This window comes from Pseudomonas sp. SIMBA_067, assembly GCF_046534675.1.
GTDB lineage: Bacteria > Pseudomonadota > Gammaproteobacteria > Pseudomonadales > Pseudomonadaceae > Aquipseudomonas > Aquipseudomonas putida.
In genome coordinates, this window is sequence record NZ_JAWRYH010000002.1 from 244,234 (window position 1) to 268,418 (window position 24,185).

The window sequence follows — 24,185 nt, forward strand, 5'->3', positions numbered from 1 at the left end:
TTGGCTGCCAAGAAAAAACCCGCCCCAAAACGCGGCGCCAGCCGCCAGACGGCACCGGCCAAACAGCCGATCCCTGGTTGGGTATGGATGGCCGTTGGCCTCACCGTCGGCGCGTTCATCGTGTTCCTGATGAAGCTCGAGCCCGGTGGCGATGACATCAAGCGCGCCAAGCCCGATCAGCAGAAGCCGGAGAAAGTGGCCGAAGCGAGCAAGCCTGCGCAGGCCACCCCACAGCAGCCGGTGAAGCCGAAGTACGACTTCTACACCCTGCTGCCGGAGTCCGAGGTGATCGTGCCGCCGGAGGCCGTGCCCGAGAAGACACCACCGGTACCCGCCCAGCCGGTGACCCCGGTGACGCCGGCAGAAGCTGCGAAAATCGACACCGCCCGCGCCCAGGCGGCGTTGCTGGGCCAGACCCCGCCACCGCCACCGCCGGTGATCAAGCCGGCTGCGACCACCCAGTACTTCCTGCAGGCTGGCTCGTTCCGCAAGCAGGCCGATGCCGACAAGGTCCGCGCGCAGATCATCCTGCTGGGCCAGTCGGTGAAGGTGGAGTCGGGTACGGTCAAGGACGAGACGTGGTACCGCGTACTGGTCGGGCCGTTCACCAACCGTGAACAGCTGACCGGTGCGCAGAAGCAACTGGCCGGGGCCGGGTTCAGCAACCTGCTGCTGCAACAACGGCAGACGCGGCAGTAACCCAGCAACAAAAAAGGCCTTGCCGCTTCGGTGCGACAAGGCCTTTTCATTACCCGCGAAGCATTTCAACGCAAGGCGTTACGCTCGGAGACCTGGCTGTTCAACGTCCAGAAATCGTACAGCACCCCCACCAGGAACAAGCCGCCGGTAAAGAAGTAGATGATCGCGGTGATCCACTTGCCCTGATACAGCCGGTGCAGGCCAAACACCCCTAGGAAGGTCAGCAGAACCCAGGCGATGTTGTAGTCGATACGGCCAGACTGGAACCTCAGATCGGCTTCACGGTCCATGGACGGGATCAGAAACAGGTCGATCAGCCAACCGATGCCCAGCAGGCCGAAGGTAAAGAACCAGAGGGTCCCGGTAATCGGCTTGCCGTAATAGAAACGATGCGACCCGGTGAAGCCAAAAATCCACAGCAGGTAACCAATGGTCTTGCTGTGGGTGTCGTGAAAAGGCGCCCCCTGTTGATAACTGTTCATGCGTAGCCCTCGTGGGTTATCCGAAAATTTTCTAAAAAAAAATGTGACTTTCTCGTCGCAGGCCGACGTACGGCACCTGGGCAATCGACCAACGGATCAAAGATTGATCAAAAAGCTGTTATAAAGTTGCGCGCCCAACACATAACTATTCATAAGAGCTTCATCTATGCCGCCTTTGATCAAGACATGGCTGACCCTCTGCCTATTATTGCCCCTGGCCGCCCACGCCACCAATCGTGAGCAACGTCTTCCCAATGGTTTCACCGGCTATACCACCAATGCCTCGGTGAAACACGCGCCGGTCAAGCAGACCGCACTACGCGCACGCCCGAGCAATGCCGCCAGCAACCGCGGCTTGCCAGTGGCTGCCATGTCGCCGAAGCAGAGCAGCGATGTGCTCAGCCGTGCCGTGAATGTGCTCGGTACCCCTTACGTTTGGGGTGGCAGCAGCCCGAAAAAAGGCTTTGACTGCAGCGGGCTGGTGAAATACGCCTTCAACGATGTCGCCGACGTCGACCTGCCGCGCACCTCCAATGCCATGGCCCAGGGCCACGGCGTCAAGGTGGCCAAGGGTGACCTCAAGCCTGGCGACCTGATTTTCTTCAACATCAAGAGCCGCCGGGTGAACCATGTTGCCATCTACCTGGGCAACGACCGCTTCATCCACGCACCACGGCGTGGCAAGCGGGTAAGCATCGACAACCTGAGCAAGCCCTACTGGCAAAAACACTACGTAGTGGCCAAGCGGGTGCTGCCGAAGGAACAGCAGCAGCTGAACCTGGCCAAGCGCTAACAGGTCCGGCCTCGTCGCGGGCACGCCCGCTCCCACAGGTACAGCACAGCCTTCGAACCCTGTGCCGTACCTGTGGGAGCGGGCGTGCCCGCGAAGAGGCCTGAGCAGGCACTATAACCCTCTGATCAGTCCGCTCTCCTTAAGCTCCCGCATCGCCCCATCCATCGTCCGCATCCCCTGCGCCGCCCCGCCCTGCATCACCGAACACAACTGCGCCATTCGCCCCTCCCGCACCAGGTTGCGCACCGCCGGCGTCGCCACCAGCACTTCCCGCGCCGCCACCCGCCCACCGCCCACACGCCTGACCAGTACCTGCGCCACTACAAGGCGCAACGACTCGGCCAACATCGCTCGCACCAAGGGCTTTTCCTCGGCAGCAAACACCTCCACCAACCGGTCAACGCTGCTGGCCGCCGATCGCGTATGCACGGTCGCCAGCACCAGGTGCCCGGTCTCGGCTGCGCGCAAGGCCAGGCGAACGCTTTCCAGGTCACGTAGCTCACCGATCATGATCACATCCGGGTCCTGGCGCAGCGCACTGCGCAGCCCCTGGGCGAAGTCGCAGCTATGGCGGCCAATCTCACGCTGGTTGATCAGGCTGCGCTGGCTGCTATGGATAACTTCGACCGGGTCTTCTAGGGTGATGATGTGCAGCGCCCGTTCGCGGTTCAGCTGGTCGATCAACGTCGCCAGGGTGCTGGACTTGCCACTGCCGGTAGGCCCACCGACCAGAATCAGGCCATCAGTGCATTGCGCAACAGCTTGATACACATCCCCCAAGTCGAGCTCATCCAGCGTGGCGATCCGCCCCGGAATCAGCCGGAAGGTAGCCCCAGGGCCGTTCAGTTGGCGAAACAGGTTCAGCCGAAAGCGGCCAAGCGCAGGCAACTCCAGCGCCAGGTCCAGCTCATCGCCCTGGGCCCATTGCCGCCGTTGGTGTTCAGCCAGCAAGGGCGCCATGCCTTCGGCCAGGTCTGCCGGCACCAGAGCCGGCAAATTCATGCGTTGCAAGTCACCCTCAAGGCGCAGCATCGGGATCTGGCCCGCCGCCAGGTGCAGGTCCGAAGCCCCCGCATCCACGGCCCGGGCCAACAGGTCGGTCACATCCATGAGACTCCCCAAAGGCCTTCAAGTAGGTAGAATGCCGCAGACCCTACAGCCGCCGGCATCCGTCCATGTCCACCCTAGCAGACAACCTTTCCGCTATTTCCGCCCGTATCGCCAGCGCTGCCCAGGCTGCCGGGCGCGATCCGGCCAGCGTTCAGTTGCTGGCCGTGAGCAAGACCAAGCCCGCCAGTGCCATTCGCGAAATCCACGCCGCTGGCGTGCGCGATGTCGGGGAAAACTACCTACAGGAAGCGCTGACAAAGCAGCAGGAGCTAAGCGACCTGCCCTTGATCTGGCACTTCATCGGCCCCATTCAGTCGAACAAGACCAAAGCCATCGCCGAGCATTTCGACTGGGTGCATTCCGTGGACCGCCTGAAAATTGCCCAACGCCTGTCCGAGCAGCGCCCTGCCGGCCTGGCGCCACTGAACCTCTGCCTGCAAGTGAACGTGAGCGGCGAAGTCAGCAAGTCTGGCTGCGCCCCCGCCGACCTTCCGGCCCTGGCCAAGGCCGTAGCCGGGCTGCCCAACCTGCGCTTGCGCGGGTTGATGGCAATCCCCGAGCCCACCGACGACCGCGCCGCCCAGGAAGCTTCCTTCGCCCGCTTGCGCCAGTTGCAGGAAAGCCTGGGCCTTGGCCTGGACACCCTGTCCATGGGCATGAGCCACGACCTGGAAGCGGCTATCGCACAGGGTGCGACCTGGGTACGCATCGGCACCGCCCTGTTCGGTGCCCGCGACTACGGCCAAAACTGACTCCATGCTTTACTCACTCTTCCCCACAAGGACCTGACATGAGCAAGACACGTATTGCCTTTATCGGCGCCGGCAACATGGCCGCCAGCCTGATCGGTGGTTTGCGTGCCCAGGGCCTGGACGCCTCGCAGATCCGCGCCAGCGACCCGGGCGCCGAGACCCGCACCCGCATCCAGGCCGAGCACGGCATCGAAACGTTCGAGAACAACGCCCAGGCCATCGACGGCGCCGACGTCATCGTCCTGGCGGTCAAGCCGCAGGTCATGAAAGCCGTGTGCCAGGCCCTGCAACCCAACCTGCAGGATGGCCAACTGATCGTTTCCATCGCCGCCGGCATCACCTGTGCCAGCCTGCAAAGCTGGCTGGGCGCTCGCCCGGTGGTGCGCTGCATGCCCAATACCCCTGCGCTGCTGCGCCAGGGCGTAAGCGGCCTATACGCAACCGCTGAAGTGTCCGACACGCAGCGCCAGCAGGCCGAACAACTGCTGTCGGCCGTCGGCACGGCCCTGTGGCTGGATCAGGAACAACAACTGGACGCCGTGACCGCAGTGTCCGGCAGCGGCCCTGCGTACTTCTTCCTGCTGATCGAGGCCATGACCGCAGCAGGCGAAAAGCTCGGCCTGCCACGTGAAACCGCTTCCCGGCTGACCTTGCAGACCGCCCTTGGCGCTGCCCGCATGGCGGTTGCCAGCGATGTCGATGCCGCCGAGCTGCGCCGCCGCGTCACCTCGCCCGCCGGCACCACCGAAGCTGCGATCAAATCGTTCCAGGCCAGCGGCTTCGAAGCCATCGTCGAGCAGGCGCTGCAGGCTGCGGCCACGCGCTCCGCCGAACTGGCCGAACAACTGGGCAAATAAGGAGCTTTAGATGAATGCACTGTCCGGCGCCGCGATCTTCGTGGTGCAAACCCTGGTCAGCCTCTACCTGGTGATCGTCCTGCTGCGTTTTGTCCTGCAACTGGTCAAAGCCAACTTCTATAACCCGCTGTGCCAGTTCGCAGTGCGCGCCACGCAGCCGCTGCTCAAGCCAATCCGCCGGATCATCCCCAGCATCGGTGGGCTGGACACCTCGTCGCTGCTGCTGGCGGTCATCATCCAGGCCCTGCTGATGGGCTTCGTGCTGATGGTCACCTACGGCACCTTCGGTGACGTCCTGCACCTGCTGATGTGGGCGATCATCGGCATCACCTCGCTGTTCCTGAAGATTTTCTGGGTGGCGATGATTGTCATGGTCATCGTCTCCTGGGTTGCCCCCAACAGCCACAACCCGGCCGCCGAGCTGGCCTATCAGATCAGCGAGCCGGTGCTGGCACCGTTCCGCCGCCTCGTGCCCAACCTGGGCGGCATGGACATCTCGCCGATCTTCGCCTTCCTGGCGATCCAGGTGATCCAATCGTTCGTCATGCCCCCGCTGGCCGCCTACGCAGGCATGCCACAAGAACTGTGGCGCATGATCTGACCCTGGTTGCTTCCAGCGGCAAGCCTTTGCTTGCCGCTGGGGGTAGCGCTCTTTAGACTTACGCCTCCGTCAAGCGTGAGCAGGGTCGATGTCCACTGTCTTTCCCGAAGATTCCGTCGGTCTGGTAGTACCGCAAACCGCCCGGTTCGATGAACCGCTGGCACTGGCTTGTGGCCGCTCCCTGGCCAGTTACGAGCTGGTCTACGAGACCTATGGCACCCTGAACGCCAGCGCGAGCAACGCCGTGCTGATCTGCCATGCCCTGTCCGGCCACCACCATGCCGCCGGCTACCATGCCGCCACCGACCGCAAACCGGGATGGTGGGACAGCTGCATCGGCCCTGGCAAACCGATCGACACCAACCGCTTCTTCGTGGTCAGCCTGAACAACCTCGGCGGCTGCAACGGCAGCACCGGCCCCAGCAGCGTGAACCCGGCCACCGGCAAGCCTTATGGCGCCGACTTCCCGGTGTTGACCGTAGAGGACTGGGTACACAGCCAAGTGCGCCTGGGCGAGCGCCTGGGCATCCAGCAATGGGCCGCTGTCGTCGGCGGCAGCCTGGGCGGCATGCAGGCCCTGCAATGGACCATCAGCTACCCGGAGCGTGTGCGCCATTGCGTCGACATCGCCTCGGCACCCAAGCTGTCGGCGCAGAACATCGCCTTCAACGAAGTAGCTCGCCAGGCAATCCTCACCGACCCCGAATTCCATGGGGGTTCGTTCCAGGATCAGGGTGTGATTCCCAAGCGCGGCCTGATGCTGGCACGCATGGTCGGTCACATCACCTACCTGTCCGACGACTCGATGGGTGAGAAATTTGGCCGTGAACTGAAAAGCGACAAGCTCAACTACGACTTCCACAGCGTCGAGTTCCAGGTCGAAAGCTACCTGCGCTACCAGGGCGAGGAGTTTTCTGGCCGTTTCGACGCCAACACCTACTTGCTGATGACCAAGGCGCTGGACTACTTCGACCCGGCCGCAGCTCAAGGCGGTGACCTGGCTGCCACCCTGGCTCACGTGAAGGCGGATTACTGCATCATGTCGTTCACCACCGACTGGCGCTTCTCGCCGGCCCGCTCGCGCGAGATCGTCGACGCCCTGATGGCTGCGCGCAAGAACGTCTGCTACCTGGAGATCGAATCGCCTTACGGGCACGATGCCTTCCTGATACCCACGCCTCGCTACATCCAGGGTTTCTCGAACTACATGAACCGCATTGCCATCTGAGGACAGCATGAGAGCCGATCTGGAAATCATCCACGACTGGATCCCCGCCGGCAGCCGGGTACTCGACCTGGGCTGCGGCAGCGGCGAACTGCTGGCCTCGCTGCGTGACCGCAAGCAGGTCACCGGCTATGGCCTGGAGATCGACGCCGACAACATTGCCGCCTGCGTGGCCAAAGGCGTCAACGTCATCGAGCAGGACCTGGACAAGGGCCTGGGCAACTTCGCCAGCAACAGTTTCGACGTAGTGATCATGACCCAGGCCCTGCAGGCCGTGGAGTACCCCGACCGCATCCTCGACGAGATGCTGCGTGTGGGCCGCCAGTGCATCATCACCTTCCCCAACTTCGGCCACTGGCGCTGCCGCTGGTACCTGGCGACCAAAGGCCGCATGCCGGTATCGGACTTCATGCCGTATACCTGGTACAACACGCCGAACATCCACTTCTGCACCTTCGCCGACTTCGAGGAGCTGGTGCACGAACGCAGGGCCAAGGTGCTTGACCGCCTGGCCGTCGACCACTTGCACCGCAACGGGTGGGGTGGCCGGCTTTGGCCTAATCTTCTAGGTGAGATCGGCATCTACCGCGTCAGCAGCCCGGGCCTGCCAGAGCACCAGCTCGCTGTCTGACGCCCACCGGAGGAATTGCCCCATGCGTCGCCTAGCCCTGTTCCTGATCAGCCTGTGCCTGGCATTGCCGGTACTGGCTGCCGATGCCGCCCGGCCCGAGCGCAAGGAAGTGTTTGGCGACGTGACGGTGCATTACAGCGCATTCACGTCGAGCATGCTTACACCCAAGGTGGCCGCAGCCACCGGGCTGATACGCAGCAAGAATCAGGGCGTGCTCAACATTACCGTGCTCAAGGCCGACAAACCTGCCATGGCGGTGGTCAGCGGCACCGTCAAGGACCTGACCGGGCGCAGCAGCCCGCTGTCGTTCAAGCAGGTTACCGAACAGGGCGCGGTGTACTACATCGCCCAGTTCAAGATCGACCAGCCAGAAACCGTCACTTTCGACCTGAACATCGAAACAGGCGGCATCAGTAACTCCCTCAGCTTCAACCAGGAAGTGTTCCCAGGCGAATGATGAATTTCCAGCAACTCGTATTGGCCAGCCATAACGCCGGCAAACTCAAGGAACTCCAGGCCATGCTCGGCCAGTCCGTGCAGCTGCGCTCGATTGGCGAGTTCAGCCAGGTCGAGCCGGAAGAAACCGGCCTGTCGTTTGTCGAGAACGCCATCCTCAAGGCACGCAACGCCGCGCGTATTTCCGGGCTGCCCGCCTTGGCCGACGATTCCGGCCTGGCCGTGGACTTCCTCGGTGGTGCGCCGGGTATCTACTCGGCACGCTATGCCGACGGCCAGGGTGACGCAGCGAACAACGCCAAGCTGCTCGAGGCCCTGAAAGACGTGCCCGAAGGCGAGCGCGGCGCGCAGTTCGTCTGCGTCCTGGCGCTGGTGCGCCATGCCGACGACCCGTTGCCGATCCTATGCGAAGGCCTGTGGCACGGCAGCATCCTGTTCGAAGCCAGCGGCGAGCACGGTTTCGGCTACGACCCGCTGTTCTGGGTACCGGAGCGCAACTGCTCCAGCGCCGACCTGGCCCCGGCAGATAAAAACCAGCTCAGCCACCGCGCCCGTGCCATGGCCCTGCTGCGCCAACGTCTGGGCCTGGCATGATCGAAATGCTGTCCTCTCCCGGCGCGGCGGCCTTTACCAGCCTGCCGCCGCTGGCGCTGTACATCCACATCCCGTGGTGCGTACGCAAATGCCCTTACTGCGACTTCAACTCCCACGCTGCCGGGCCTGAGCTGCCGGAAGACGCCTACGTCTCGGCCCTGCTGGACGACCTTGACCAGGAGCTGGCCGCCGTACAGGGCCGCCCGATCAGCTCGATCTTCTTTGGTGGCGGTACACCCAGCCTGTTCAGTGCCAACGCCCTGGGGCGGCTGCTGCGCGGCGTGGAACAACGCATCCCGTTCGCGCCAGACATCGAAATCACCCTGGAGGCCAACCCGGGTACCTTCGAGCAGGACAAGTTCAAGGCCTACCGGCAAACCGGCATCAACCGCCTGTCCATCGGCGTACAGAGCTTCCAGCCAGCCAAGCTGGAGGCGCTGGGACGCATCCACAATGGTGACGAAGCGGTCCGTGCTGCCGGCATGGCGCGTGCTGCCGGCTTCGACAACTTCAACATGGACCTGATGCACGGCCTGCCCGACCAGTCGCTGGATGACGCGCTGGGTGACCTGCGCCAGGCCATCGACCTGGGGCCGACGCACCTGTCGTGGTACCAGCTGACAGTGGAACCGAACACGGTGTTCTGGAACCAGCCGCCAGAGCTGCCCGAGGACGACATCCTCTGGGACATCCAGGAGGCGGGCCAGGCACTGATGGCCGAGCACGGGTTCCGCCAGTATGAGGTTTCGGCCTATGCCCAGGCGGACCGCGCCGCGCGGCACAACCTCAACTACTGGCGCTTTGGCGACTTCATCGGCATTGGTGCCGGTGCACACGGCAAGCTGACCTTCGCCGACGGCCGCATCCTGCGCACCTGGAAAACCCGCCTGCCCAAGGACTACCTGAACCTGGCCAAGCCGTTCAAGGCCGGCGAGAAGCTGCTGCCGGTCGACGAGCTGCCGTTCGAGTTCCTGATGAACGCCTTGCGCCTGACCGATGGCGTGGAAGCCGAACTGTTCACCCAGCGCACTGGTTTGCCGCTTGCACAACTGCGCGAGGCACGCCGCGCCGCCGAACAAAAAGGCCTTTTACAGGTCGAACCGGATCGACTGGTAGCCACGCCAAGGGGCCAGTTGTTCCTCAACGACCTGCTGCAGTATTTCTTGACCTAAGGATGACCCATGGATCTGGTACTTGATCTACTCGCGACGGTTTCCCGCTGGAGCCGCGGCAATCTGTCGGAGATTTCCCTGGCCTTGGTAGGCTGCCTGCTGGTGCTGTTCGGCAGCGATGTCAAAGCCTGGGCCGAACAACGCCTCGGTGGCCTGGCGGGTGCACTGCGGGTGCCGTTCATGGCGCTGATGGTGATGGTGGGCAGCGGTGCGGCACTGATCTACGCCACGCCGTGGGTGGTGAAGGGGCTGGGCCAGTTCAACAACTACGCGCTGGCGCCGGTGTTGCTGGTGGTGCTGGTGTTGATTGGTGTGGTGGCTGATCGCCGAGGGTAAGGGTTGCAAAAAGCTGCCCCGGGAAACCAGGGCAGCCCTACCACCTGACTAGCCCTTAACGGGCATCATCGAAGTGGTCACGCATGAAGTCCCGAACGGTCTTGAGCACAATCAAGATCCGAATGAGCTTCCAGACGCGGCTCAGCGCATCAAGCAAACGCTTCATATGCCTTGGCCTCCGTGTTGGCGGGCCAATCTTCCAGCATCTAACCGGCACTTCGATGCCTTCGAAAACTCTGGGGACGTGTTCGGTGAAGTGGCCAGGTTAATGGCCCTTCGAAGTCAGTTACCGGCACGGTTCTCAGGCCGTGTCGAAGGGGCCGGAAAGCAGAATTCTTCTCCTACCCGACCCATCACCGAATTTTTCCCCACAGGAGCAACACGATGATAATTGGGATGCGCAATCAAAGCTGTTAACCGCGCAGACACACGTGATGCTGGATATTTCTGATCGTTGACGCGCCCTTTTTGGCTGCTTATGATCCCCTGACTGTGGGGACGTTTTCGGTGAAGTCCCAGAGCGAAGGATACTCAGTCCTGTCGCTCACAAAAAAACCGCCTTTCTCAAGGCGGTTTTTTTCGCCCGCATTTCTGCAAGCACCAGCACATCGAAAGGCCAGATCAGCCGATCAATCCGCCTTCTCGAACTTCAAGTCCCATACCCCATGCCCCAGCCGCTCGCCGCGGCGTTCGAACTTGGTGATCGGGCGCTCTTCCGGGCGTGGCACGTAGGTGCCGTCGGCTGCACGGTTGCGATAGCCCGGGGCGGCGCTCATCACTTCCAGCATGTACTCGGCATACGGCTCCCAGTCGGTGGCCATGTGGAACACGCCACCGGGCTTGAGCTTGCGACGTACCAGCTCGGCAAACTCCAGCTGGACGATGCGGCGCTTGTGGTGGCGCGCCTTGTGCCAAGGGTCTGGGAAGAACAGCATCAGGCGGTCGAGGCTGTTGTCCGCCACACAGCGGTTCAGCACTTCGATGGCATCGCAGTCGTACACCCGCAGGTTCTTCAGGCCCTGAGTCAGTACGCCGTTGAGCAGCGCGCCGACACCCGGGCGGTGCACTTCCACACCGATGAAGTCCTGCTCAGGCGCGGCAGCCGCCATTTCCAGCAGGGAATGGCCCATGCCGAAGCCGATCTCCAGGGTGCGGGGTGCCGAACGGCCGAACACCTGGTCGTAGTCCACCGGGCTGTCGGCCAGCGGCAGGATGTACAGCGGGCCGCCCTGGTCCAGGCCGCGTTGCTGGCCTTCGGTCATGCGCCCGGCGCGCATCACGAAGCTCTTGATGCGGCGGTGTGGGCGGGCTTCGCCGTCGGGGGTGATCGGCGTATCGTGCGATTCAGTCATCAGGAGCTCTTACTTGATCAGACCATCCAGCGGCGAAGAGGCGCTGGCATAGAGTTTCTTCGGCATACGGCCGGCCAGGTAGGCCATGCGACCGGCGACGATGGCGTGCTTCATGGCTTCGGCCATCAGCACCGGCTGCTGGGCGTGGGCGATGGCCGAGTTCATCAGCACTGCCTCGCAGCCCATTTCCATGGCGATGGTGGCGTCAGAAGCGGTACCTACGCCGGCATCGACCAGCACCGGCACCTTGGATTCTTCCAGGATGATCTGCAGGTTGTAGGGGTTGCAGATGCCCAGGCCGGTGCCAATCAGGCCAGCCAGCGGCATGACCGCGATGCAGCCGGCTTCGGCCAGCTGACGGGCGATGATCGGGTCGTCGCTGGTGTACACCATTACGTCGAAACCTTCCTTGACCAGCACTTCGGCGGCCTTGAGGGTTTCGATCACGTTGGGGAACAGGGTTTTCTGGTCGGCCAGCACTTCCAGTTTCACCAGCGTGCGGGATTCGTGCGACTTGCGCCCGTCCAGCAGTTCACGAGCCAGACGGCAGGTGCGCACCGCTTCCACCGCGTCAAAGCAGCCTGCGGTGTTCGGCAGGATGGTGTACTTGTCGGGCGACAGTACGTCGAGCAGGTTCGGCTCGCCCGCATTCTGGCCAAGGTTGGTGCGGCGTACGGCGACGGTGACGATTTCGGCACCCGAGGCCTCGGTGGCCAGGCGGGTTTCTTCCATGTCACGGTACTTGCCGGTGCCGACCAGCAGGCGCGACTGGAAAGTACGCCCGGCCAGGGTGAAGGGCTTGTCGCTACGAACGTTGCTCATCGTTGTTCCTCGGGAATAGGTTGCTGGGCTTGCTTGTAAACCGCCGGGCTGCTGTCAGCCACCACCGATGGCGTGGACCACTTCGACCTGGTCGCCGTCGTTCAGCAGCGTGCTGTCGTGCTGGCTACGCGGCACGATATCCAGGTTCAGCTCTACTGCCACACGGCGCCCGGTCAGTTCCAGGCGCGTCAGCAGGGCTGCAACGCTTTCGCCAGCAGGCAGTTCGTAAGGTTCACCGTTCAGTTGAATGCGCATGCGCACGGCCACCATTGTTCTTTGGGGCCCGCATTCTAGCGCCGAACCCACCTGCAACCCAAGGCCGGTGCACGCCATTAGTCGCGATTGTGGACCACTCGGTCAGCCCAGCCGCCAGGCTGCCAGGCCCAGGCACAGCCAGCCGGCCAGGAAGCACAGGCCGCCGATCGGCGTGATGATGCCCAGCTTGCCGAGGCCGCTGAGGGTCAGCAGGTACAGGCTGCCGGAGAACAGCACGATGCCTAAGGCAAACAGGCCGCCAGCCCAGCCGACCAGGCGCCCGGGCAGGTGTACCGAGAGCACGGCGACGGCGAAGATCGCCAAGGCATGCACCAGCTGGTAGGTCACGCCCGTGTGGAAGATCGCCAGGTAGTCTGCCGTCAGCCGGCTTTTCAGGCCGTGGGCAGCGAAGGCACCCAGGGCGACCCCGGTAAAGCCGAAAAAGGCGGCAAGCATCAGGAAGCTGCGAAGCATGGGACGACTCCTTGTATCGGGTCTGTATAATGGCCCCTTCCACCCGTACGGCCAAGCCATCGCCATGCTGCCAACCCTTCTCCGCCGCCTCTCCCGTGCCCTGCTATGGTTTGCTGCCGGCAGCATTGTGCTGGTACTGGTGTTCCGCTGGGTGCCACCACCCGGCACGGCCCTGATGGTCGAGCGCAAGGTGCAGTCTTGGGTGAATGGAGAATCCATCGATCTGCAGCGCGACTGGGAGCCGTGGGAGAACATCTCCGATGAGCTGAAGGTTGCCGTCATCGCCGGCGAGGACCAGAAGTTCGCCAGCCACTGGGGGTTCGACATCCCGGCTATCCAGGCGGCGCTGGCCTACAACGAGCGCGGCGGCAATGTTCGCGGTGCCAGCACCCTGACCCAGCAAGTGGCCAAGAACCTGTTCCTGTGGTCCGGGCGCAGCTGGTTCCGTAAAGGGCTGGAGGCCTGGTTCACGGCCCTGATCGAGCTGTTCTGGTCCAAGGAGCGGATTCTTGAGGTTTACCTGAACAGTGCCGAATGGGGCAAAGGCGTATTTGGCGCCCAGGCAGCGGCGCGTTATCACTTTGGTGTCGATGCCAGTCGGCTCAGCCGCCAGCAGGCCGCACAACTGGCCGCAGTGCTGCCAAGCCCGATCAAGTGGAGTGCCAGCCGGCCAAGTGCCTATGTGGCTAGCCGGGCGGGGTGGATTCGCCGGCAGATGAGCCAGTTGGGTGGGCCCGGTTACCTGATGCAGCTCGATACTTCGCGCAAGCTTTGAATTTTGCGGTGATGCGCAAATCGAGCGCCGCGCGGGCGGCGCTCGATCTCTCGGGCGTCACAACATTCACGCCGTGCACAAAAAAGCCGCTCGCCCCATCGGGGCCAGCGGCTTCTCTACAACCAAGGCTCGATCAGGCTGCGATCAATGCCTTGACCTTGTTCATCGCATTTTTCTCCAGCTGGCGAATCCGCTCAGCCGATACGCTGTACTTGTCTGCCAGCTCATGCAGCGTGGCCTTCTCTTCCGCCAACCAGCGCTGATAGAGAATATCGCGGCTACGCTCGTCCAGCCCTTGCAGCGCTTCGTGCAGGTTGCTGGTGGAGTTATCGCTCCAGTCGGCATCCTCCAACTGCACCGCCGGGTCGTAACGGTGGTCTTCCAGATAATGCGCAGGCGACTGGAAGGCGCTGTCGTCGTCAGCTTCCGCTGCCGGGTCGAAGGCCATGTCCTGGCCACTCAGACGGCTTTCCATCTCACGCACTTCACGCGGTTCGACGCCAAGGCTTTCTGCCACGCGATGCACTTCGTCGTTGTTCAGCCACGCCAAGCGCTTCTTCTGGCTGCGCAGGTTGAAGAACAGCTTGCGCTGGGCCTTGGTGGTGGCCACCTTGACGATGCGCCAGTTGCGCAGAATGAACTCGTGGATCTCTGCCTTGATCCAGTGTACGGCGAACGACACCAGGCGCACGCCCATTTCCGGGTTGAAGCGCTTGACGGCCTTCATCAGGCCGACGTTGCCTTCCTGGATCAGGTCAGCCTGGGCCAGCCCGTAGCCGGCATAGCTGCGGGCGATATGTACGACGAAACGCAGGTGGGCCATCACCATTTGACGAGCGGCCTCGACATCCTGCTCATAATAGAGACGCTCGCCCAGATCACGCTCCTGCTCGACCGTCAGCAGCGGGATGCTGTTGACCGTGTGCACATAGGCTTCCAGGTTTGCACCGGGTACCAGGGCATAGGCAGGTTGCAACGATGTGGTCATTCAAGAACCTCCGACTTACTAAACTCGCGCCTTGTGGGCGCTGCCAACATTGACCTGGGACGACGGTACAAGTTCCGCAGTGAAGAAAATGTCAATGCTGGCACGTAAAAACTATCGCGGCGCCAGCTCGTTCAGATGACGAGCGACGGCAATCCATGCACCGATATACCCCAACAGCACCGCTCCGATCAAGAGCGACAGACCATCGGACGCCGGCACCCCGCCCAGGGCGAAGTCACTGCCGTACAGCCCGGAAAGCCCTACCACCGCGTCGTTGAGCCAGTTCAGGCCAAACGCCAGGATACCCCACGCCAGCAAGCCCGCACCCAGGCCATACAGGGCGCCCATGTACAGGAAAGGCCGGCGCACGTAGGCGTCAGTGCCGCCTACCAGCTTGATCACTTCGATCTCGACACGGCGGTTTTCAATGTGTAGACGAATTGTGTTACCGATTACTAACAGCAGGGCAGAAATCAGCATCACGGCCAGGCCGAAGACGAAGCGGTCACCCAGTTTGAGGATGGCCGCCAGGCGCTCGACCCACACCAGGTCCAGTTGCGCCACCTCCACCCGTGGCAGCTCCGACAGGCGCTGACGCAAGGCGTCCAGGGCCGGCTTGTCGACCTCGGTCGGGGTCACTACCACCACGCCAGGCAGCGGGTTGTCGGGCAGTTCGCGCAGGGCCTCGCCCAGCCCGGACTGCTGCTGGAATTCCTCCAGCGCCTGCTCGCGGCTGACAAATTGCGCGTCCGCCACCCCAGGCATGCCCTTGATCTCGTCGCGCAGCGCTTCACCATCGCGGCTGCCGGCATCGAGCTTGAGGTACAGCGAAATCTGCGCAGCGCGCTGCCACGAACCGCCCAGCTGCTCGACGTTCTTCAGCAGCAACGACAGGCCCATGGGCATGCTCAGCGCCACCGCCATCACCAGGCAGGTGAAAAAGCTGCCGATCGGCTGCTTGCCCAGGCGGCGCAGGCTGTCGGCCATGCTGGCACGGTGGCTTTCCAGCCAGGCATGCAGCAGTGTGCGGAAATCCGGGCCGTCATCGTCCTCGCCGCGCTTTTTCTTCTCCGGTTGCGGGTCGGCCGGCTTTGGCGCAACCCGCTCGGAAACCTTCGGCGTACGTATAGTGCTCATTGCCCGGCCTCCCCATCGCCGATCAAGCGGCCGCGCTGCAAGGTCAGCATGCGGTGGCGCATGCGCGCAATCAGTGCCAGGTCATGGCTGGCGATCAATACCGTGGTGCCCAGGCGGTTGATGTCCTCGAACACGCCCATGATCTCTGCTGCCAGGCGCGGGTCGAGGTTACCGGTGGGTTCGTCGGCCAGCAGCAGGGCCGGCTGGTGCACGATGGCGCGGGCGATACCCACCCGCTGCTGCTGCCCGGTGGACAGGTCGGCCGGGAACAGTTCGCCCTTGTCGGACAGCGACACACGCTCCAGCGCCGAATCCACGCGCTTGGCGATCTCGGCCTTGGACAAGCCGAGAATCTGCAGTGGCAAGGCGATGTTGTTGAACACCGTGCGGTCGAACAACAGCTGGTGGTTCTGGAACACCACGCCGATCTGCCGACGCAGGAACGGGATCTGCGCGTTGCTGATCTGGCCCAGGTCCTGACCGGCCAGCATGAGCTTGCCGCTGGTCGGGCGTTCCATGGCCAGCAACAAGCGCAGCAAGGTGCTCTTGCCGGCGCCCGAATGGCCGGTGACGAACAGGAATTCGCCCCGGCGCGCCCGGAAACTCAGCTCATGCAAACCCACATGACCATTGGGATAGCGCTTGGCAACCTGTTCGAATCGGATCATGGTCAGTCTCGCTCGGCGAACAGAGCCTTGACGAACGGCTCGGCTTCGAAGGTACGCAGGTCGTCGATGCCTTCACCAACACCGATGAAGCGGATCGGGATGTTGAACTGCTTGGCCAGGGCAAAGATCACCCCGCCTTTGGCGGTGCCGTCCAGCTTGGTCAGGGCCAGGCCGGTCAGTTCGACACTCTGGTTGAAGTACTTGGCCTGGCTGATGGCGTTCTGGCCGGTGCCGGCGTCGAGTACCAGCAGCACCTCGTGTGGCGCATCGGCGTCGAGCTTGCCGATCACCCGACGGACCTTCTTCAGCTCTTCCATCAAGTTGTCTTTGGTGTGCAGGCGGCCGGCAGTGTCGGCGATCAGCACGTCGGCGCCACGGGCCTTGGCGGCCTGCACGGCGTCGAAGATCACCGACGCGGAGTCGGCGCCGGTGTGCTGGGCGATCACCGGAATCTGGTTACGCTCGCCCCACACCTGCAGCTGCTCGACCGCGGCGGCACGGAAGGTGTCACCGGCAGCAAGCATGACTTTCTTGCCTTCCACCTGCAGCTTTTTCGCCAGCTTGCCGATGGTGGTGGTCTTGCCGGCGCCGTTCACGCCAACCACCAGGATCACATAGGGCTTGGTCTGCGCCTGCACTTTCAGCGGTTGCTCGACCGGGCGCAGCAGCGCGGCCAGTTCTTCCTGCAGCGACTTGTAAAGCGCGTCGGCGTCGGCCAGCTGCTTGCGGGCAACCTTTTGGGTCAGGTTCTGGACGATGGCCGAGGTGGCTTCCACACCGACGTCGGCGGTCAGCAGGCGCGTCTCGATTTCGTCGAGCAGGTCGTCGTCGATGACCTTCTTGCCGAGGAACAGGCTGGCCATGCCCTCGCCGATACTGGCGCTGGTCTTCGAGAGGCCCTGCTTGAGGCGGGCGAAGAAGCCGGGTTTGGCTTGTTCGGTAACGGTTGCGACGGCTGCGGGAGCTGGCTCGGGCTCTGGTGCGACGGGCTCTGCCACCTGACGCTCGGGGATCGCTGGGGGGGCCTTTGGCTCCAGGTCTGGGACGAGAGCGACAGGTTCCTCGGCAACGGGCAGGACCAGGTTGCTGACAGGGGGTTCGACGGCTTGAGCAGCTACCGGCGCAGGGGTTTCGACCTGCGGAGCCGCAGGCTGCGCATTCGCGGGCACGCCCGCTCCCACAGGGGCCGGGGCAGGCTGAAGGGTCGGGACACCCTCTGCAGCCGGCGCAGGCTCGGGGGCCGGGACTGGGGCGGGTGCAGGCTCGAAGACCGGGGCGGCCACTGGGGTGGGCGCGGGCTCAAGGACCGGGGTAACCACTGGGGCAGTTGCCGGCTCGGCGGCCCGAGGCGCCTCGGTTGCAGGGGCGGGGGTTTCTGCAACCACCGGCTCGACCGGAGCAGCTTCAGGGCGCTCGACGGCGGGCTGCGGCGCTACAGGCTCTGCAGCCTGCGGCTCTGGGGCTTGTGGCTGTTCGGCGACAGGTTGCTGCGGCTTCTTGCGAAACCAGCTGAACAGGCCTTTCTTCTCGCCAGCCTCGGCCGGCGCTTTCTTGTCGTCGTTGGAACCAAACATGGAGGACGGCTATCTCAGGGTAGCGATGAGCCAGCAATGGCCCATCGGGAATTCTCTCTACGCAGAACAGACTATCTTGAAGCCTGCTGGTTCATGCGCAACGTTTTGTCTTAGTGTCCTGCGGGCCAGAACGGCGACAGGCATGGTCGCCAGGCAACCGGATCAGTATCCTAGCACCTCCTGGCCCGCCGACGCTAAACCCAGCGGGCCGCCGAACAGGTTAAACACCTTATGAATGCTCTAGCCCGCCGCGCCGCTGGCCTGTTGCTCGGCACGCTCTGCCTGCCGCTCGTGGCCTTCGCCGCCGATGTGCAACCCACCCACGAATTCATCCTCGACAATGGCCTGAAGGTGGTCGTGCGCGAAGACCATCGCGCCCCGGTGGTGGTCTCGCAGATCTGGTACAAGGTCGGCTCCAGCTACGAAACCCCGGGCCAGACCGGTTTGTCCCATGCGCTGGAACACATGATGTTCAAGGGCAGCGCCAAGGTCGGCCCCGGCGAAGCTTCGCGCATCCTGCGTGACTTGGGTGCCGAAGAAAACGCCTTCACCAGCGACGACTACACCGCCTATTACCAGGTGCTGGCCCGCGACCGCCTGCCGGTCGCCCTGGAGCTGGAGGCCGACCGCCTGGCCAGCCTGCGCCTGCCGGCCGACGAGTTCAGCCGCGAAATCGAGGTAATCAAGGAAGAACGCCGCCTGCGCACCGACGATCAGCCCAACTCCAAGGCGTTCGAGCTGTTCCGCGCCATGGCCTACCCGGCCAGCGGCTACCACACGCCGACCATCGGCTGGATGGCGGACCTGGAGCGCATGAAGGTCGAAGAACTGCGCCACTGGTACGAGTCCTGGTACGCCCCCAACAATGCCACCCTGGTGGTGGTCGGCGATGTCACCGCCGACGAGGTCAAGGGCCTGGCACAGAAGTATTTCGGCAGCATTCCAAAGCGCGCCGTACCGCCGGCCAAGCTGCCACTGGAGCTGGCCGAGCCTGGCCAGCGCCAGCTGACCCTGCACGTACGCACCCAGCTGCCCAGCCTGATCTATGGCTTCAACGTGCCCGGCCTGCCCACCGCCAAGGACCCGCGCACCGTGCATGCCCTGCGCCTGATCTCGGCACTGCTCGACGGCGGCTACAGCGCCCGCATGCCGGCACGCCTGGAGCGTGGCCAGGAGTTGGTGGCCGGCGCCTCGTCCAGCTACAACGCCTTCACCCGCGGCGACAGCCTGTTCCTGATCTCGGCCACGCCGAACGTGCAAAAGCAGAAAACCCTCGACGATGTGGAGAAAGGCATCTGGCAGTTGCTTGAAGAACTCAAGACCACCCCGCCCAGCGCCGAAGAGCTCGAACGCGTACGCGCCCAGGTCATTGCCGGCCTGGTCTACGACCGCGACTCCATCAGCAGCCAGGCCACCACCATCGGCCAGCTGGAAACCGTCGGCCTGTCCTGGAAACTGATCGACAGCGAGCTGGACGAGCTCAAGCGCGTCACCCCGCAGGACATCCAGGACGCCGCGCGCACCTACTTCACCCGCGAACGCCTGAGCGTTGCCCATGTACTGCCCGAGGAGTCCGTTCATGAGTGATCGTCGCGCACCGCGCCCAACCCTGCTGGCCACGGGCGTCCGCGCCCTGGCGCTGGCGGCAGTGCTGGCCGCCCCGGCCATGGCCGACAACGCCGCCAAGGCGGACACCAGCGCCGCCCGCCCGGCCAACACCTTGCAGTCGCTGGCCGAGCTGGATGGCAAGGCACCCAGCCGGCGCCAGCTGAACATCCAGCACTGGAGCACCGCTGAAGGCGCCCGTGTGCTGTTCGTGGAAGCCCGTGAACTGCCGATGTTCGACCTGCGCGTCACCTTTGCCGCCGGCAGCAGCCAGGACGCCGGAACACCTGGTTTGGCGGCGCTGACCAACGCCATGCTCAACGAGGGTGTGGCCGGCAAGGACGTCACCGCCATCGCCGAAGGTTTCGAAGGCCTGGGCGCAGACTTTGGCAACGGCTCCTACCGTGACATGGCCGTGGCGTCGCTGCGCAGCCTAAGCATCAAGGACAAGCGCGAACCTGCGCTCAAGCTGTTCACCGAAGTGGCCGGCAAGCCGACCTTCCCCGAGGACGCCCTCAAGCGCATCAAGAACCAGATGCTGGCCGGCTTCGAATACGAGAAGCAGAACCCCGGCAAGATCGCGGGCAAAGCGCTGTTCGGCAACCTCTATGGCGACCACCCCTACGCCCACCCAAGCGATGGCACCGCAGAGACCATCAACGGCATTACCCTGGCACAACTGCGCGCCTTCCACGCCAAGGCTTATACCGGCGGCAACGCAGTAATCGCCCTGGTCGGCGACCTCAGCCGTGCCGAGGCCGAAGCCATTGCCGCCCAGGTTTCGGCGGGCCTGCCCAAGGGCCCGGCGCTTGCCGCGCCAGCCCAGCCCAGCGAAGCCAAGGCCGGCCTGACCCACATCGACTTCCCGTCCAAACAGACTCACCTCATGCTGGCTGAGCTTGGTATCGACCGCCAGGACCCGGATTGGCCAGCCTTGTCGCTGGGTAACCAGATCCTCGGTGGTGGCGCCTTCGGTACCCGGCTGATGAGCGAAGTGCGTGAAAAGCGTGGCCTGACCTACGGCGTGTACTCGGTGTTCAGCCCCATGCAGGTGCGCGGCCCGTTCATGATCAACCTGCAGACCCGTGCCGAGCTCAGTGAAGGCACGCTCAAGCTGGTACAGGATATTCTTGCCGACTACCTGAAGACAGGCCCCACCCAGCAAGAGCTGGACGATGCCAAGCGCGAACTGGCCGGCAGCTTCCCGCTGTCCAATGCAAGCAACGCCAGCATCGTCGGCCAGTTGGGCGCAATCGGCTTCTACAATCTGCCGCTGACCTGGCTGGAGGACTTCATGCAGCAGTCCCAGGCCCTCACCGTCGAGCAGGTCAAGGCGGCCATGAACAAACACCTGTCAGCCGATAAACTGGTGATCGTCACCGTAGGCCCGAAAGTGCCACAAAAACCGCTGCCAGCCCCCACTGACAAGCCCTCCGAGCAAGCGCTCGGGGTACCGGAGCACTAATGCCAAGATCCACCCCTCCCGCCCGCCCGCAATCGGGCCAAAGCAAGGGCCAGGGCCACCTGCGCATCATCGCCGGCGAGTGGCGTAGCCGCCGCCTGGCGGTACCGGAAGGCGAAGGCCTGCGGCCAACGCCTGACCGCGTGCGCGAAACCCTGTTCAACTGGCTGGCGCCGCACATCGAGGGTGCCCGCGTTCTGGATGCCTTCACCGGCAGCGGTGCCCTGGTGCTCGAAGCCCTGTCTCGCGGCGCCAAGGATGCCGTGGCACTGGACAGCAACCCGGCGGCGATCGGCAACCTGAAGAACAACCTCGAAATCCTGCGTTGCCCGCGCGGGCAAATCCTGCAAACCGATGCCCTGCGCTACTTGCAAGGCCCGGCCAAGCAACAGTTCGACGTGGTGTTCCTCGACCCGCCGTTCCACCAGGACCTGCTGGCCAACACCTGCAACCTGCTGGAGCAAAACCAGTGGCTGGGCGAACAGGCGCTGATCTACACCGAAAGCGAAGCGGCGCCGTCAACACTGCCGATGCCCGGCAACTGGCGCCTGCACCGCGAGAAGAAAACCGGCCAGGTGCATTACGCGCTCTGGCAGCGAGGATGACCCGGTAAGCCGGGTTTGGCTTACTTAGTTACCGCATTCCCGCAGCCTGCGTGGCTGAAGCTGCTCCTTTGTTTCTTGAAGGAGCACTTCAACCATGACCGACCGCCCCTCCCCGCCCACACCGGCTAGCCGGGTAAGTGCTTTTACCCTCGCCAATGGCTTGCGCGTCTTTCTGCGCGAAGACCACCGCGCCCCGCTGGTCAGCGCACAGCTGTGGTATCACGTGGGTTCCAGCTACGAGCCCGAAGGCCATACCGGCCTTTCGCATGCCCTTGAGCATTTGCTGTTCGAAGGCAGCAGCAAACTGGCTGGGGGGCAATACTCCTCCCTCATGACCCACTTGGGTGGTGAGGCAAATGCATTCACCCTCCCCGATGCCACGGCCTTTCCGCTGACGTTGCCCGCCAGCCGCCTGGAGATCGCCCTGGAAGCCATGGCCGATATCATGGCCAGCGCCACCCTCAGCGATGCACATTTTGCCCGCGAACTGGCGGTTGTCATGGCTGAACGACGCGAAGACGTTGATAACGACCCGTGGTCGCAGGCCCTGGAACATCACCTGCTGCTGGCCTATGACAACCGCGGCTATGGCACGCCCGCGATCGGCTACAAGACTGACCTCGGCCACATGACACCTGCCGCGGCACGCACGTGGTACCGGACCTGGTACCACCCCAACAACGCGACGCTGGCAGTGGCCGGCGACATTACCTTGGCGCAACTGCAAACGCTGGTAACGCGACACTTCGCAGCGATCCCCGCTCATCGCCTGCCGGCCCGGCAAATACCTGTAGAGCCCTCCAGCCTGGTTCGGCGCGTTCAAACCTTGCGCCAGCACGGCCTGCACACGGGCGTGATCATCAGTTTCAACCTACCCAGTCAATGCACCGCCCGGTCTGACTCACAAGCGTATGCACTGCGCCTGCTGCCCCAGATTCTTGCCCAAGGCCAGGCCAGCCTCCTCCAGCGCCTGCTCGTGCTTGATGAACCGGTCCTGCAAGGTGTGTGGTCGGACTATGAACCCTGGCAACGAGGGGACAGCCTGCTGACGTTTTACGCGTTCTGCAGCCCGCAGGTTGCACCCGAGGCGGCGGCAGAACGGCTGCTGATGGAAATCGAAGCGTTCCGACAGTCAGCGCCCAGCAAAGAAGACCTCCAGCGCGCCAAGGCACGGCTTCTGGCGGAGCGATTATTCGACAGGGACGATATCGGCAAGCAGGCAGAAGCCATCGGCAAGCAGGCCGCCTGCGGCCTGGACCCTGTTGCACTGGAGGATGAACGGCAAGCCATCGGAGCCGTGACAGCCGAGCAGGTAGGCCTGGCCGCTTATGACTTCCTGACCGAATCCCGGACCACCATCACCTTTACGCATCACAAGGAAAGCGCTGATGAATGACTCGAATTCATACCCCACTGCAGACAGCCCTGTTCATGGTGGTCTGGTGTCGGCCCAAGGGGTTGATCTGGACCTCTTCGAACCCATTGATACCCACGTCCAGGCGTGGACAACGGATAGCGGCACAGCGGTGAAGTTCGTCGAAGCCCGAGGGCTGCCAATAGTCGATATCGTGCTGCAATTCAGGGCCGGTACAACCCAGGACACCGTACTCCCCGGCCTGGCATCCCTGGCGTTCTACATGCTCGAAGAGGGCAGCCAGCAGCACACCGCCACTCAGCAAGCAGAGCAACTGGAGCGCCTGGGCGCTGTCATGGAAAAGCAGATCCGCCTGGAGCACGCAACCCTGAGCTTGCGAAGCCTGAGCACCGAAGCACTGTTCGAACCGGCACTGGCGCTTTTCATCGACCTTGTGGCACGCCCTGCCTTCACCGCTGACGCGCTAGCCAAGATAAAAAGCCAACTGCTGCGGCACGATGCATCTCGCGAGAAGCACCCTCGCCTGAGAGCGCGTAGCGAAGCTTTTCGTCATATGTTCAGTGGTCATCCATATGGCAACCCATCGGGCAGCACTCCGCAAGGGATAGACCAGGTTACCCCGGAGGATCTGAGGCGCTTCCACCAACGTGCCTACTGCGCCAGTAACCTGGACATCGTAGTAGTGGGGGACCTTTACCTTGCACAGGCTCAGGCCGTTTCACAACAGATCAGTCAGGCGCTGCCCCAAGGCTGGTCCGCAATCGAGCTGCCGGCCGCTGCTCCAGCAACCGGCACCACGCTCAGCGTCGAACAGCCTGGCGCAAGCAGTGCCGTCCTGATTGCATTACCCATGAGCGTGCCCGCCAATCATCCGCAATATCCGGCCTTGGTGTTGGCGAGTGAAGTATTGGGGTCGGGAATTGCGTCACGCCTGATGAATGAACTGCGGCACCGCCGCGGGTTGACGTATGGCATCTACACTCGGGTAAATGCCTTGAGCGCAGGTGGCCTGTTCAGCGCCGAATGGGATATCGCGCCAGAATACGTCGAAGGCTCTCAAGTACTGGTTGAAACGTTGCTGCGCGAGTTCATCGATCAAGGGCCAACCCAGGCCGAGCTGCAAGTGGCGCGCAAGCAACTGGCAGGGCAACTGCTGCGCGATGTGGCACAGAACAAGCTGCTGGCAGCCTTGCTCACACAAATTACCCATCAACGCCAGCCAGCCGACTTTCTCGACAGCTGCATCGAGCGCCTCGCCAGGCTGACACCGGCAGATGTCCGCGCCGTCATGCAGCGTCAGCTCGATTTGAGCCAGGCGGTACGCGTCAGTGTCGGCCCACCCACCGCGCAACAACCACTGCCGGCCACCGACCAATAGCGCAGGT

General features: G+C 63.4%; 27 protein-coding genes. 17 read left to right on the top strand and 10 right to left on the bottom strand.

Translation table 11 applies throughout. The features are described from left to right. Entirely contained in the window at positions 1-699 is a 699-nt protein-coding gene (locus tag SB765_RS06350; RefSeq protein WP_341797010.1) for an SPOR domain-containing protein, read from the top strand. A 65-nt stretch (positions 700-764) separates the two neighbouring features. Here SB765_RS06350 and SB765_RS06355 read toward each other — a convergent pair whose 3' ends face one another. Continuing rightward, the gene (locus SB765_RS06355; RefSeq protein ID WP_016489634.1) at positions 765-1,181 is read right to left on the bottom strand and encodes an NINE protein; all 417 of its coding nucleotides are present in this window, start codon (positions 1,179-1,181) and stop codon (positions 765-767) included. Between the two features lie 166 nt (positions 1,182-1,347). Here SB765_RS06355 and SB765_RS06360 point away from each other — a divergent pair, with 166 nt between their 5' ends. Further along, the gene (locus SB765_RS06360; protein WP_341797011.1) at positions 1,348-1,974 is read left to right on the top strand and encodes a C40 family peptidase; all 627 of its coding nucleotides are present in this window, start codon (positions 1,348-1,350) and stop codon (positions 1,972-1,974) included. 111 nt (positions 1,975-2,085) lie between these two features. Here SB765_RS06360 and SB765_RS06365 read toward each other — a convergent pair whose 3' ends face one another. Further along, on the bottom strand, positions 2,086-3,084 hold the full coding sequence (locus SB765_RS06365) for a type IV pilus twitching motility protein PilT (RefSeq protein WP_410931092.1): 999 nt from the start codon (positions 3,082-3,084) through the stop codon (positions 2,086-2,088). 65 nt (positions 3,085-3,149) lie between these two features. Between SB765_RS06365 and SB765_RS06370 the strand changes: the two genes are divergently transcribed. From SB765_RS06370 to SB765_RS06410, 9 genes are all read left to right on the top strand, one after another. Beyond that, positions 3,150-3,836, top strand: coding sequence for a YggS family pyridoxal phosphate-dependent enzyme (locus tag SB765_RS06370; RefSeq protein WP_410911008.1), 687 nt, complete (start codon positions 3,150-3,152; stop codon positions 3,834-3,836). Positions 3,837-3,874: 38 nt separating this feature from the next. Then, complete coding sequence (gene proC / locus SB765_RS06375) at positions 3,875-4,693, top strand: pyrroline-5-carboxylate reductase (protein ID WP_341797014.1); 819 nt, start codon at positions 3,875-3,877, stop codon at positions 4,691-4,693. 10 nt (positions 4,694-4,703) lie between these two features. Beyond that, positions 4,704-5,294, top strand: a complete 591-nt coding sequence (locus tag SB765_RS06380; RefSeq protein ID WP_016502058.1) for a YggT family protein — start codon at positions 4,704-4,706, stop codon at positions 5,292-5,294. Between the two features lie 88 nt (positions 5,295-5,382). Next, positions 5,383-6,522, top strand: coding sequence for a homoserine O-succinyltransferase MetX (locus tag SB765_RS06385; protein ID WP_341797015.1), 1,140 nt, complete (start codon positions 5,383-5,385; stop codon positions 6,520-6,522). A 7-nt stretch (positions 6,523-6,529) separates the two neighbouring features. After that, complete coding sequence (gene metW, locus SB765_RS06390; RefSeq protein WP_016502060.1) at positions 6,530-7,150, top strand: methionine biosynthesis protein MetW; 621 nt, start codon at positions 6,530-6,532, stop codon at positions 7,148-7,150. A gap of 22 nt (positions 7,151-7,172) precedes the next feature. Next, positions 7,173-7,607 carry a DUF4426 domain-containing protein gene (locus SB765_RS06395; RefSeq protein WP_341797016.1) on the top strand — a complete coding sequence of 145 codons (435 nt, stop codon included), beginning with the start codon at positions 7,173-7,175 and terminating at the stop codon, positions 7,605-7,607. Next, a complete protein-coding gene (gene rdgB / locus SB765_RS06400) occupies positions 7,604-8,200 on the top strand; it encodes an RdgB/HAM1 family non-canonical purine NTP pyrophosphatase (RefSeq protein ID WP_341797017.1) in 597 nt (198 codons plus the stop codon). Before SB765_RS06395 ends, rdgB begins: the two co-directional genes overlap by 4 nt. After that, on the top strand, positions 8,197-9,372 hold the full coding sequence (gene hemW, locus SB765_RS06405; protein ID WP_016502063.1) for a radical SAM family heme chaperone HemW: 1,176 nt from the start codon (positions 8,197-8,199) through the stop codon (positions 9,370-9,372). Before rdgB ends, hemW begins: the two co-directional genes overlap by 4 nt. 9 nt (positions 9,373-9,381) lie before the next feature. Further along, on the top strand, positions 9,382-9,708 hold the full coding sequence (locus tag SB765_RS06410; protein ID WP_016502064.1) for a DUF3392 domain-containing protein: 327 nt from the start codon (positions 9,382-9,384) through the stop codon (positions 9,706-9,708). 629 nt (positions 9,709-10,337) lie between these two features. On the opposite strand, the gene trmB is transcribed toward SB765_RS06410, so the two are convergent. The 4 genes from trmB to SB765_RS06430 all read right to left on the bottom strand — a co-directional run bounded on the left by trmB (position 10,338) and on the right by SB765_RS06430 (position 12,611). Next, positions 10,338-11,060: a tRNA (guanosine(46)-N7)-methyltransferase TrmB gene (gene trmB / locus SB765_RS06415; RefSeq protein WP_060516925.1), complete on the bottom strand. Its 723-nt coding sequence runs from the start codon at positions 11,058-11,060 to the stop codon at positions 10,338-10,340. Between the two features lie 9 nt (positions 11,061-11,069). Next, positions 11,070-11,882: a thiazole synthase gene (locus SB765_RS06420; protein ID WP_016489647.1), complete on the bottom strand. Its 813-nt coding sequence runs from the start codon at positions 11,880-11,882 to the stop codon at positions 11,070-11,072. 54 nt (positions 11,883-11,936) lie between these two features. Continuing rightward, positions 11,937-12,137: a sulfur carrier protein ThiS gene (gene thiS, locus SB765_RS06425; protein WP_033692437.1), complete on the bottom strand. Its 201-nt coding sequence runs from the start codon at positions 12,135-12,137 to the stop codon at positions 11,937-11,939. 102 nt (positions 12,138-12,239) lie between these two features. Beyond that, the gene (locus SB765_RS06430) at positions 12,240-12,611 is read right to left on the bottom strand and encodes a DUF423 domain-containing protein (RefSeq protein ID WP_341797020.1); all 372 of its coding nucleotides are present in this window, start codon (positions 12,609-12,611) and stop codon (positions 12,240-12,242) included. A gap of 64 nt (positions 12,612-12,675) precedes the next feature. On the opposite strand from SB765_RS06430, the gene mtgA reads away from it, so the two are divergent. Then, positions 12,676-13,386: a monofunctional biosynthetic peptidoglycan transglycosylase gene (gene mtgA, locus SB765_RS06435; protein ID WP_341798935.1), complete on the top strand. Its 711-nt coding sequence runs from the start codon at positions 12,676-12,678 to the stop codon at positions 13,384-13,386. 133 nt (positions 13,387-13,519) lie between these two features. Here mtgA and rpoH read toward each other — a convergent pair whose 3' ends face one another. From rpoH to ftsY, 4 genes are all read right to left on the bottom strand, one after another. Then, on the bottom strand, positions 13,520-14,374 hold the full coding sequence (gene rpoH / locus SB765_RS06440) for an RNA polymerase sigma factor RpoH (RefSeq protein ID WP_003249083.1): 855 nt from the start codon (positions 14,372-14,374) through the stop codon (positions 13,520-13,522). A 111-nt stretch (positions 14,375-14,485) separates the two neighbouring features. Then, positions 14,486-15,511, bottom strand: coding sequence for a permease-like cell division protein FtsX (ftsX, locus tag SB765_RS06445; RefSeq protein ID WP_019473971.1), 1,026 nt, complete (start codon positions 15,509-15,511; stop codon positions 14,486-14,488). Beyond that, complete coding sequence (gene ftsE, locus SB765_RS06450) at positions 15,508-16,179, bottom strand: cell division ATP-binding protein FtsE (protein WP_012274659.1); 672 nt, start codon at positions 16,177-16,179, stop codon at positions 15,508-15,510. The genes ftsX and ftsE overlap by 4 nt, the downstream gene beginning before the upstream one ends. Positions 16,180-16,181: 2 nt before the next feature. Continuing rightward, on the bottom strand, positions 16,182-17,753 hold the full coding sequence (gene ftsY, locus SB765_RS06455) for a signal recognition particle-docking protein FtsY (RefSeq protein WP_410931093.1): 1,572 nt from the start codon (positions 17,751-17,753) through the stop codon (positions 16,182-16,184). 231 nt (positions 17,754-17,984) lie between these two features. Here ftsY and SB765_RS06460 point away from each other — a divergent pair, with 231 nt between their 5' ends. The 5 genes from SB765_RS06460 (at position 17,985) to SB765_RS06480 (ending at position 24,178) form a co-directional block, all read left to right on the top strand. Then, the gene (locus SB765_RS06460; protein ID WP_410931094.1) at positions 17,985-19,340 is read left to right on the top strand and encodes a M16 family metallopeptidase; all 1,356 of its coding nucleotides are present in this window, start codon (positions 17,985-17,987) and stop codon (positions 19,338-19,340) included. Further along, positions 19,333-20,823, top strand: coding sequence for a M16 family metallopeptidase (locus SB765_RS06465; RefSeq protein WP_341797023.1), 1,491 nt, complete (start codon positions 19,333-19,335; stop codon positions 20,821-20,823). Before SB765_RS06460 ends, SB765_RS06465 begins: the two co-directional genes overlap by 8 nt. Next, positions 20,823-21,425 carry a 16S rRNA (guanine(966)-N(2))-methyltransferase RsmD gene (gene rsmD, locus SB765_RS06470; RefSeq protein ID WP_019473221.1) on the top strand — a complete coding sequence of 201 codons (603 nt, stop codon included), beginning with the start codon at positions 20,823-20,825 and terminating at the stop codon, positions 21,423-21,425. The genes SB765_RS06465 and rsmD overlap by 1 nt, the downstream gene beginning before the upstream one ends. 94 nt (positions 21,426-21,519) lie before the next feature. Next, positions 21,520-22,821 carry a M16 family metallopeptidase gene (locus SB765_RS06475; RefSeq protein ID WP_341797024.1) on the top strand — a complete coding sequence of 434 codons (1,302 nt, stop codon included), beginning with the start codon at positions 21,520-21,522 and terminating at the stop codon, positions 22,819-22,821. Further along, positions 22,814-24,178 carry a M16 family metallopeptidase gene (locus SB765_RS06480; protein ID WP_410931095.1) on the top strand — a complete coding sequence of 455 codons (1,365 nt, stop codon included), beginning with the start codon at positions 22,814-22,816 and terminating at the stop codon, positions 24,176-24,178. The genes SB765_RS06475 and SB765_RS06480 overlap by 8 nt, the downstream gene beginning before the upstream one ends. Positions 24,179-24,185: the final 7 nt, after the last annotated feature.

Coding starts and splice junctions, on each gene's coding strand:
- trmB (WP_060516925.1), bottom strand. CDS start 11,060: ATGACTGAATCGCACGATACGCCGATCACCCCCGACGGCGAAGCCCGC.
- SB765_RS06370 (WP_410911008.1), top strand. CDS start 3,150: ATGTCCACCCTAGCAGACAACCTTTCCGCTATTTCCGCCCGTATCGCC.
- SB765_RS06395 (WP_341797016.1), top strand. CDS start 7,173: ATGCGTCGCCTAGCCCTGTTCCTGATCAGCCTGTGCCTGGCATTGCCG.
- SB765_RS06480 (WP_410931095.1), top strand. CDS start 22,814: ATGAATGACTCGAATTCATACCCCACTGCAGACAGCCCTGTTCATGGT.
- mtgA (WP_341798935.1), top strand. CDS start 12,676: ATGCTGCCAACCCTTCTCCGCCGCCTCTCCCGTGCCCTGCTATGGTTT.
- rpoH (WP_003249083.1), bottom strand. CDS start 14,374: ATGACCACATCGTTGCAACCTGCCTATGCCCTGGTACCCGGTGCAAAC.
- SB765_RS06475 (WP_341797024.1), top strand. CDS start 21,520: ATGACCGACCGCCCCTCCCCGCCCACACCGGCTAGCCGGGTAAGTGCT.
- hemW (WP_016502063.1), top strand. CDS start 8,197: ATGATCGAAATGCTGTCCTCTCCCGGCGCGGCGGCCTTTACCAGCCTG.
- rsmD (WP_019473221.1), top strand. CDS start 20,823: ATGCCAAGATCCACCCCTCCCGCCCGCCCGCAATCGGGCCAAAGCAAG.
- SB765_RS06420 (WP_016489647.1), bottom strand. CDS start 11,882: ATGAGCAACGTTCGTAGCGACAAGCCCTTCACCCTGGCCGGGCGTACT.
- SB765_RS06410 (WP_016502064.1), top strand. CDS start 9,382: ATGGATCTGGTACTTGATCTACTCGCGACGGTTTCCCGCTGGAGCCGC.
- SB765_RS06365 (WP_410931092.1), bottom strand. CDS start 3,084: ATGGATGTGACCGACCTGTTGGCCCGGGCCGTGGATGCGGGGGCTTCG.
- rdgB (WP_341797017.1), top strand. CDS start 7,604: ATGATGAATTTCCAGCAACTCGTATTGGCCAGCCATAACGCCGGCAAA.
- SB765_RS06460 (WP_410931094.1), top strand. CDS start 17,985: ATGAATGCTCTAGCCCGCCGCGCCGCTGGCCTGTTGCTCGGCACGCTC.
- proC (WP_341797014.1), top strand. CDS start 3,875: ATGAGCAAGACACGTATTGCCTTTATCGGCGCCGGCAACATGGCCGCC.
- ftsX (WP_019473971.1), bottom strand. CDS start 15,511: ATGAGCACTATACGTACGCCGAAGGTTTCCGAGCGGGTTGCGCCAAAG.
- metW (WP_016502060.1), top strand. CDS start 6,530: ATGAGAGCCGATCTGGAAATCATCCACGACTGGATCCCCGCCGGCAGC.
- SB765_RS06430 (WP_341797020.1), bottom strand. CDS start 12,611: ATGCTTCGCAGCTTCCTGATGCTTGCCGCCTTTTTCGGCTTTACCGGG.
- SB765_RS06385 (WP_341797015.1), top strand. CDS start 5,383: ATGTCCACTGTCTTTCCCGAAGATTCCGTCGGTCTGGTAGTACCGCAA.
- thiS (WP_033692437.1), bottom strand. CDS start 12,137: ATGCGCATTCAACTGAACGGTGAACCTTACGAACTGCCTGCTGGCGAA.
- ftsY (WP_410931093.1), bottom strand. CDS start 17,753: ATGTTTGGTTCCAACGACGACAAGAAAGCGCCGGCCGAGGCTGGCGAG.
- SB765_RS06380 (WP_016502058.1), top strand. CDS start 4,704: ATGAATGCACTGTCCGGCGCCGCGATCTTCGTGGTGCAAACCCTGGTC.
- ftsE (WP_012274659.1), bottom strand. CDS start 16,179: ATGATCCGATTCGAACAGGTTGCCAAGCGCTATCCCAATGGTCATGTG.
- SB765_RS06360 (WP_341797011.1), top strand. CDS start 1,348: ATGCCGCCTTTGATCAAGACATGGCTGACCCTCTGCCTATTATTGCCC.
- SB765_RS06355 (WP_016489634.1), bottom strand. CDS start 1,181: ATGAACAGTTATCAACAGGGGGCGCCTTTTCACGACACCCACAGCAAG.
- SB765_RS06465 (WP_341797023.1), top strand. CDS start 19,333: ATGAGTGATCGTCGCGCACCGCGCCCAACCCTGCTGGCCACGGGCGTC.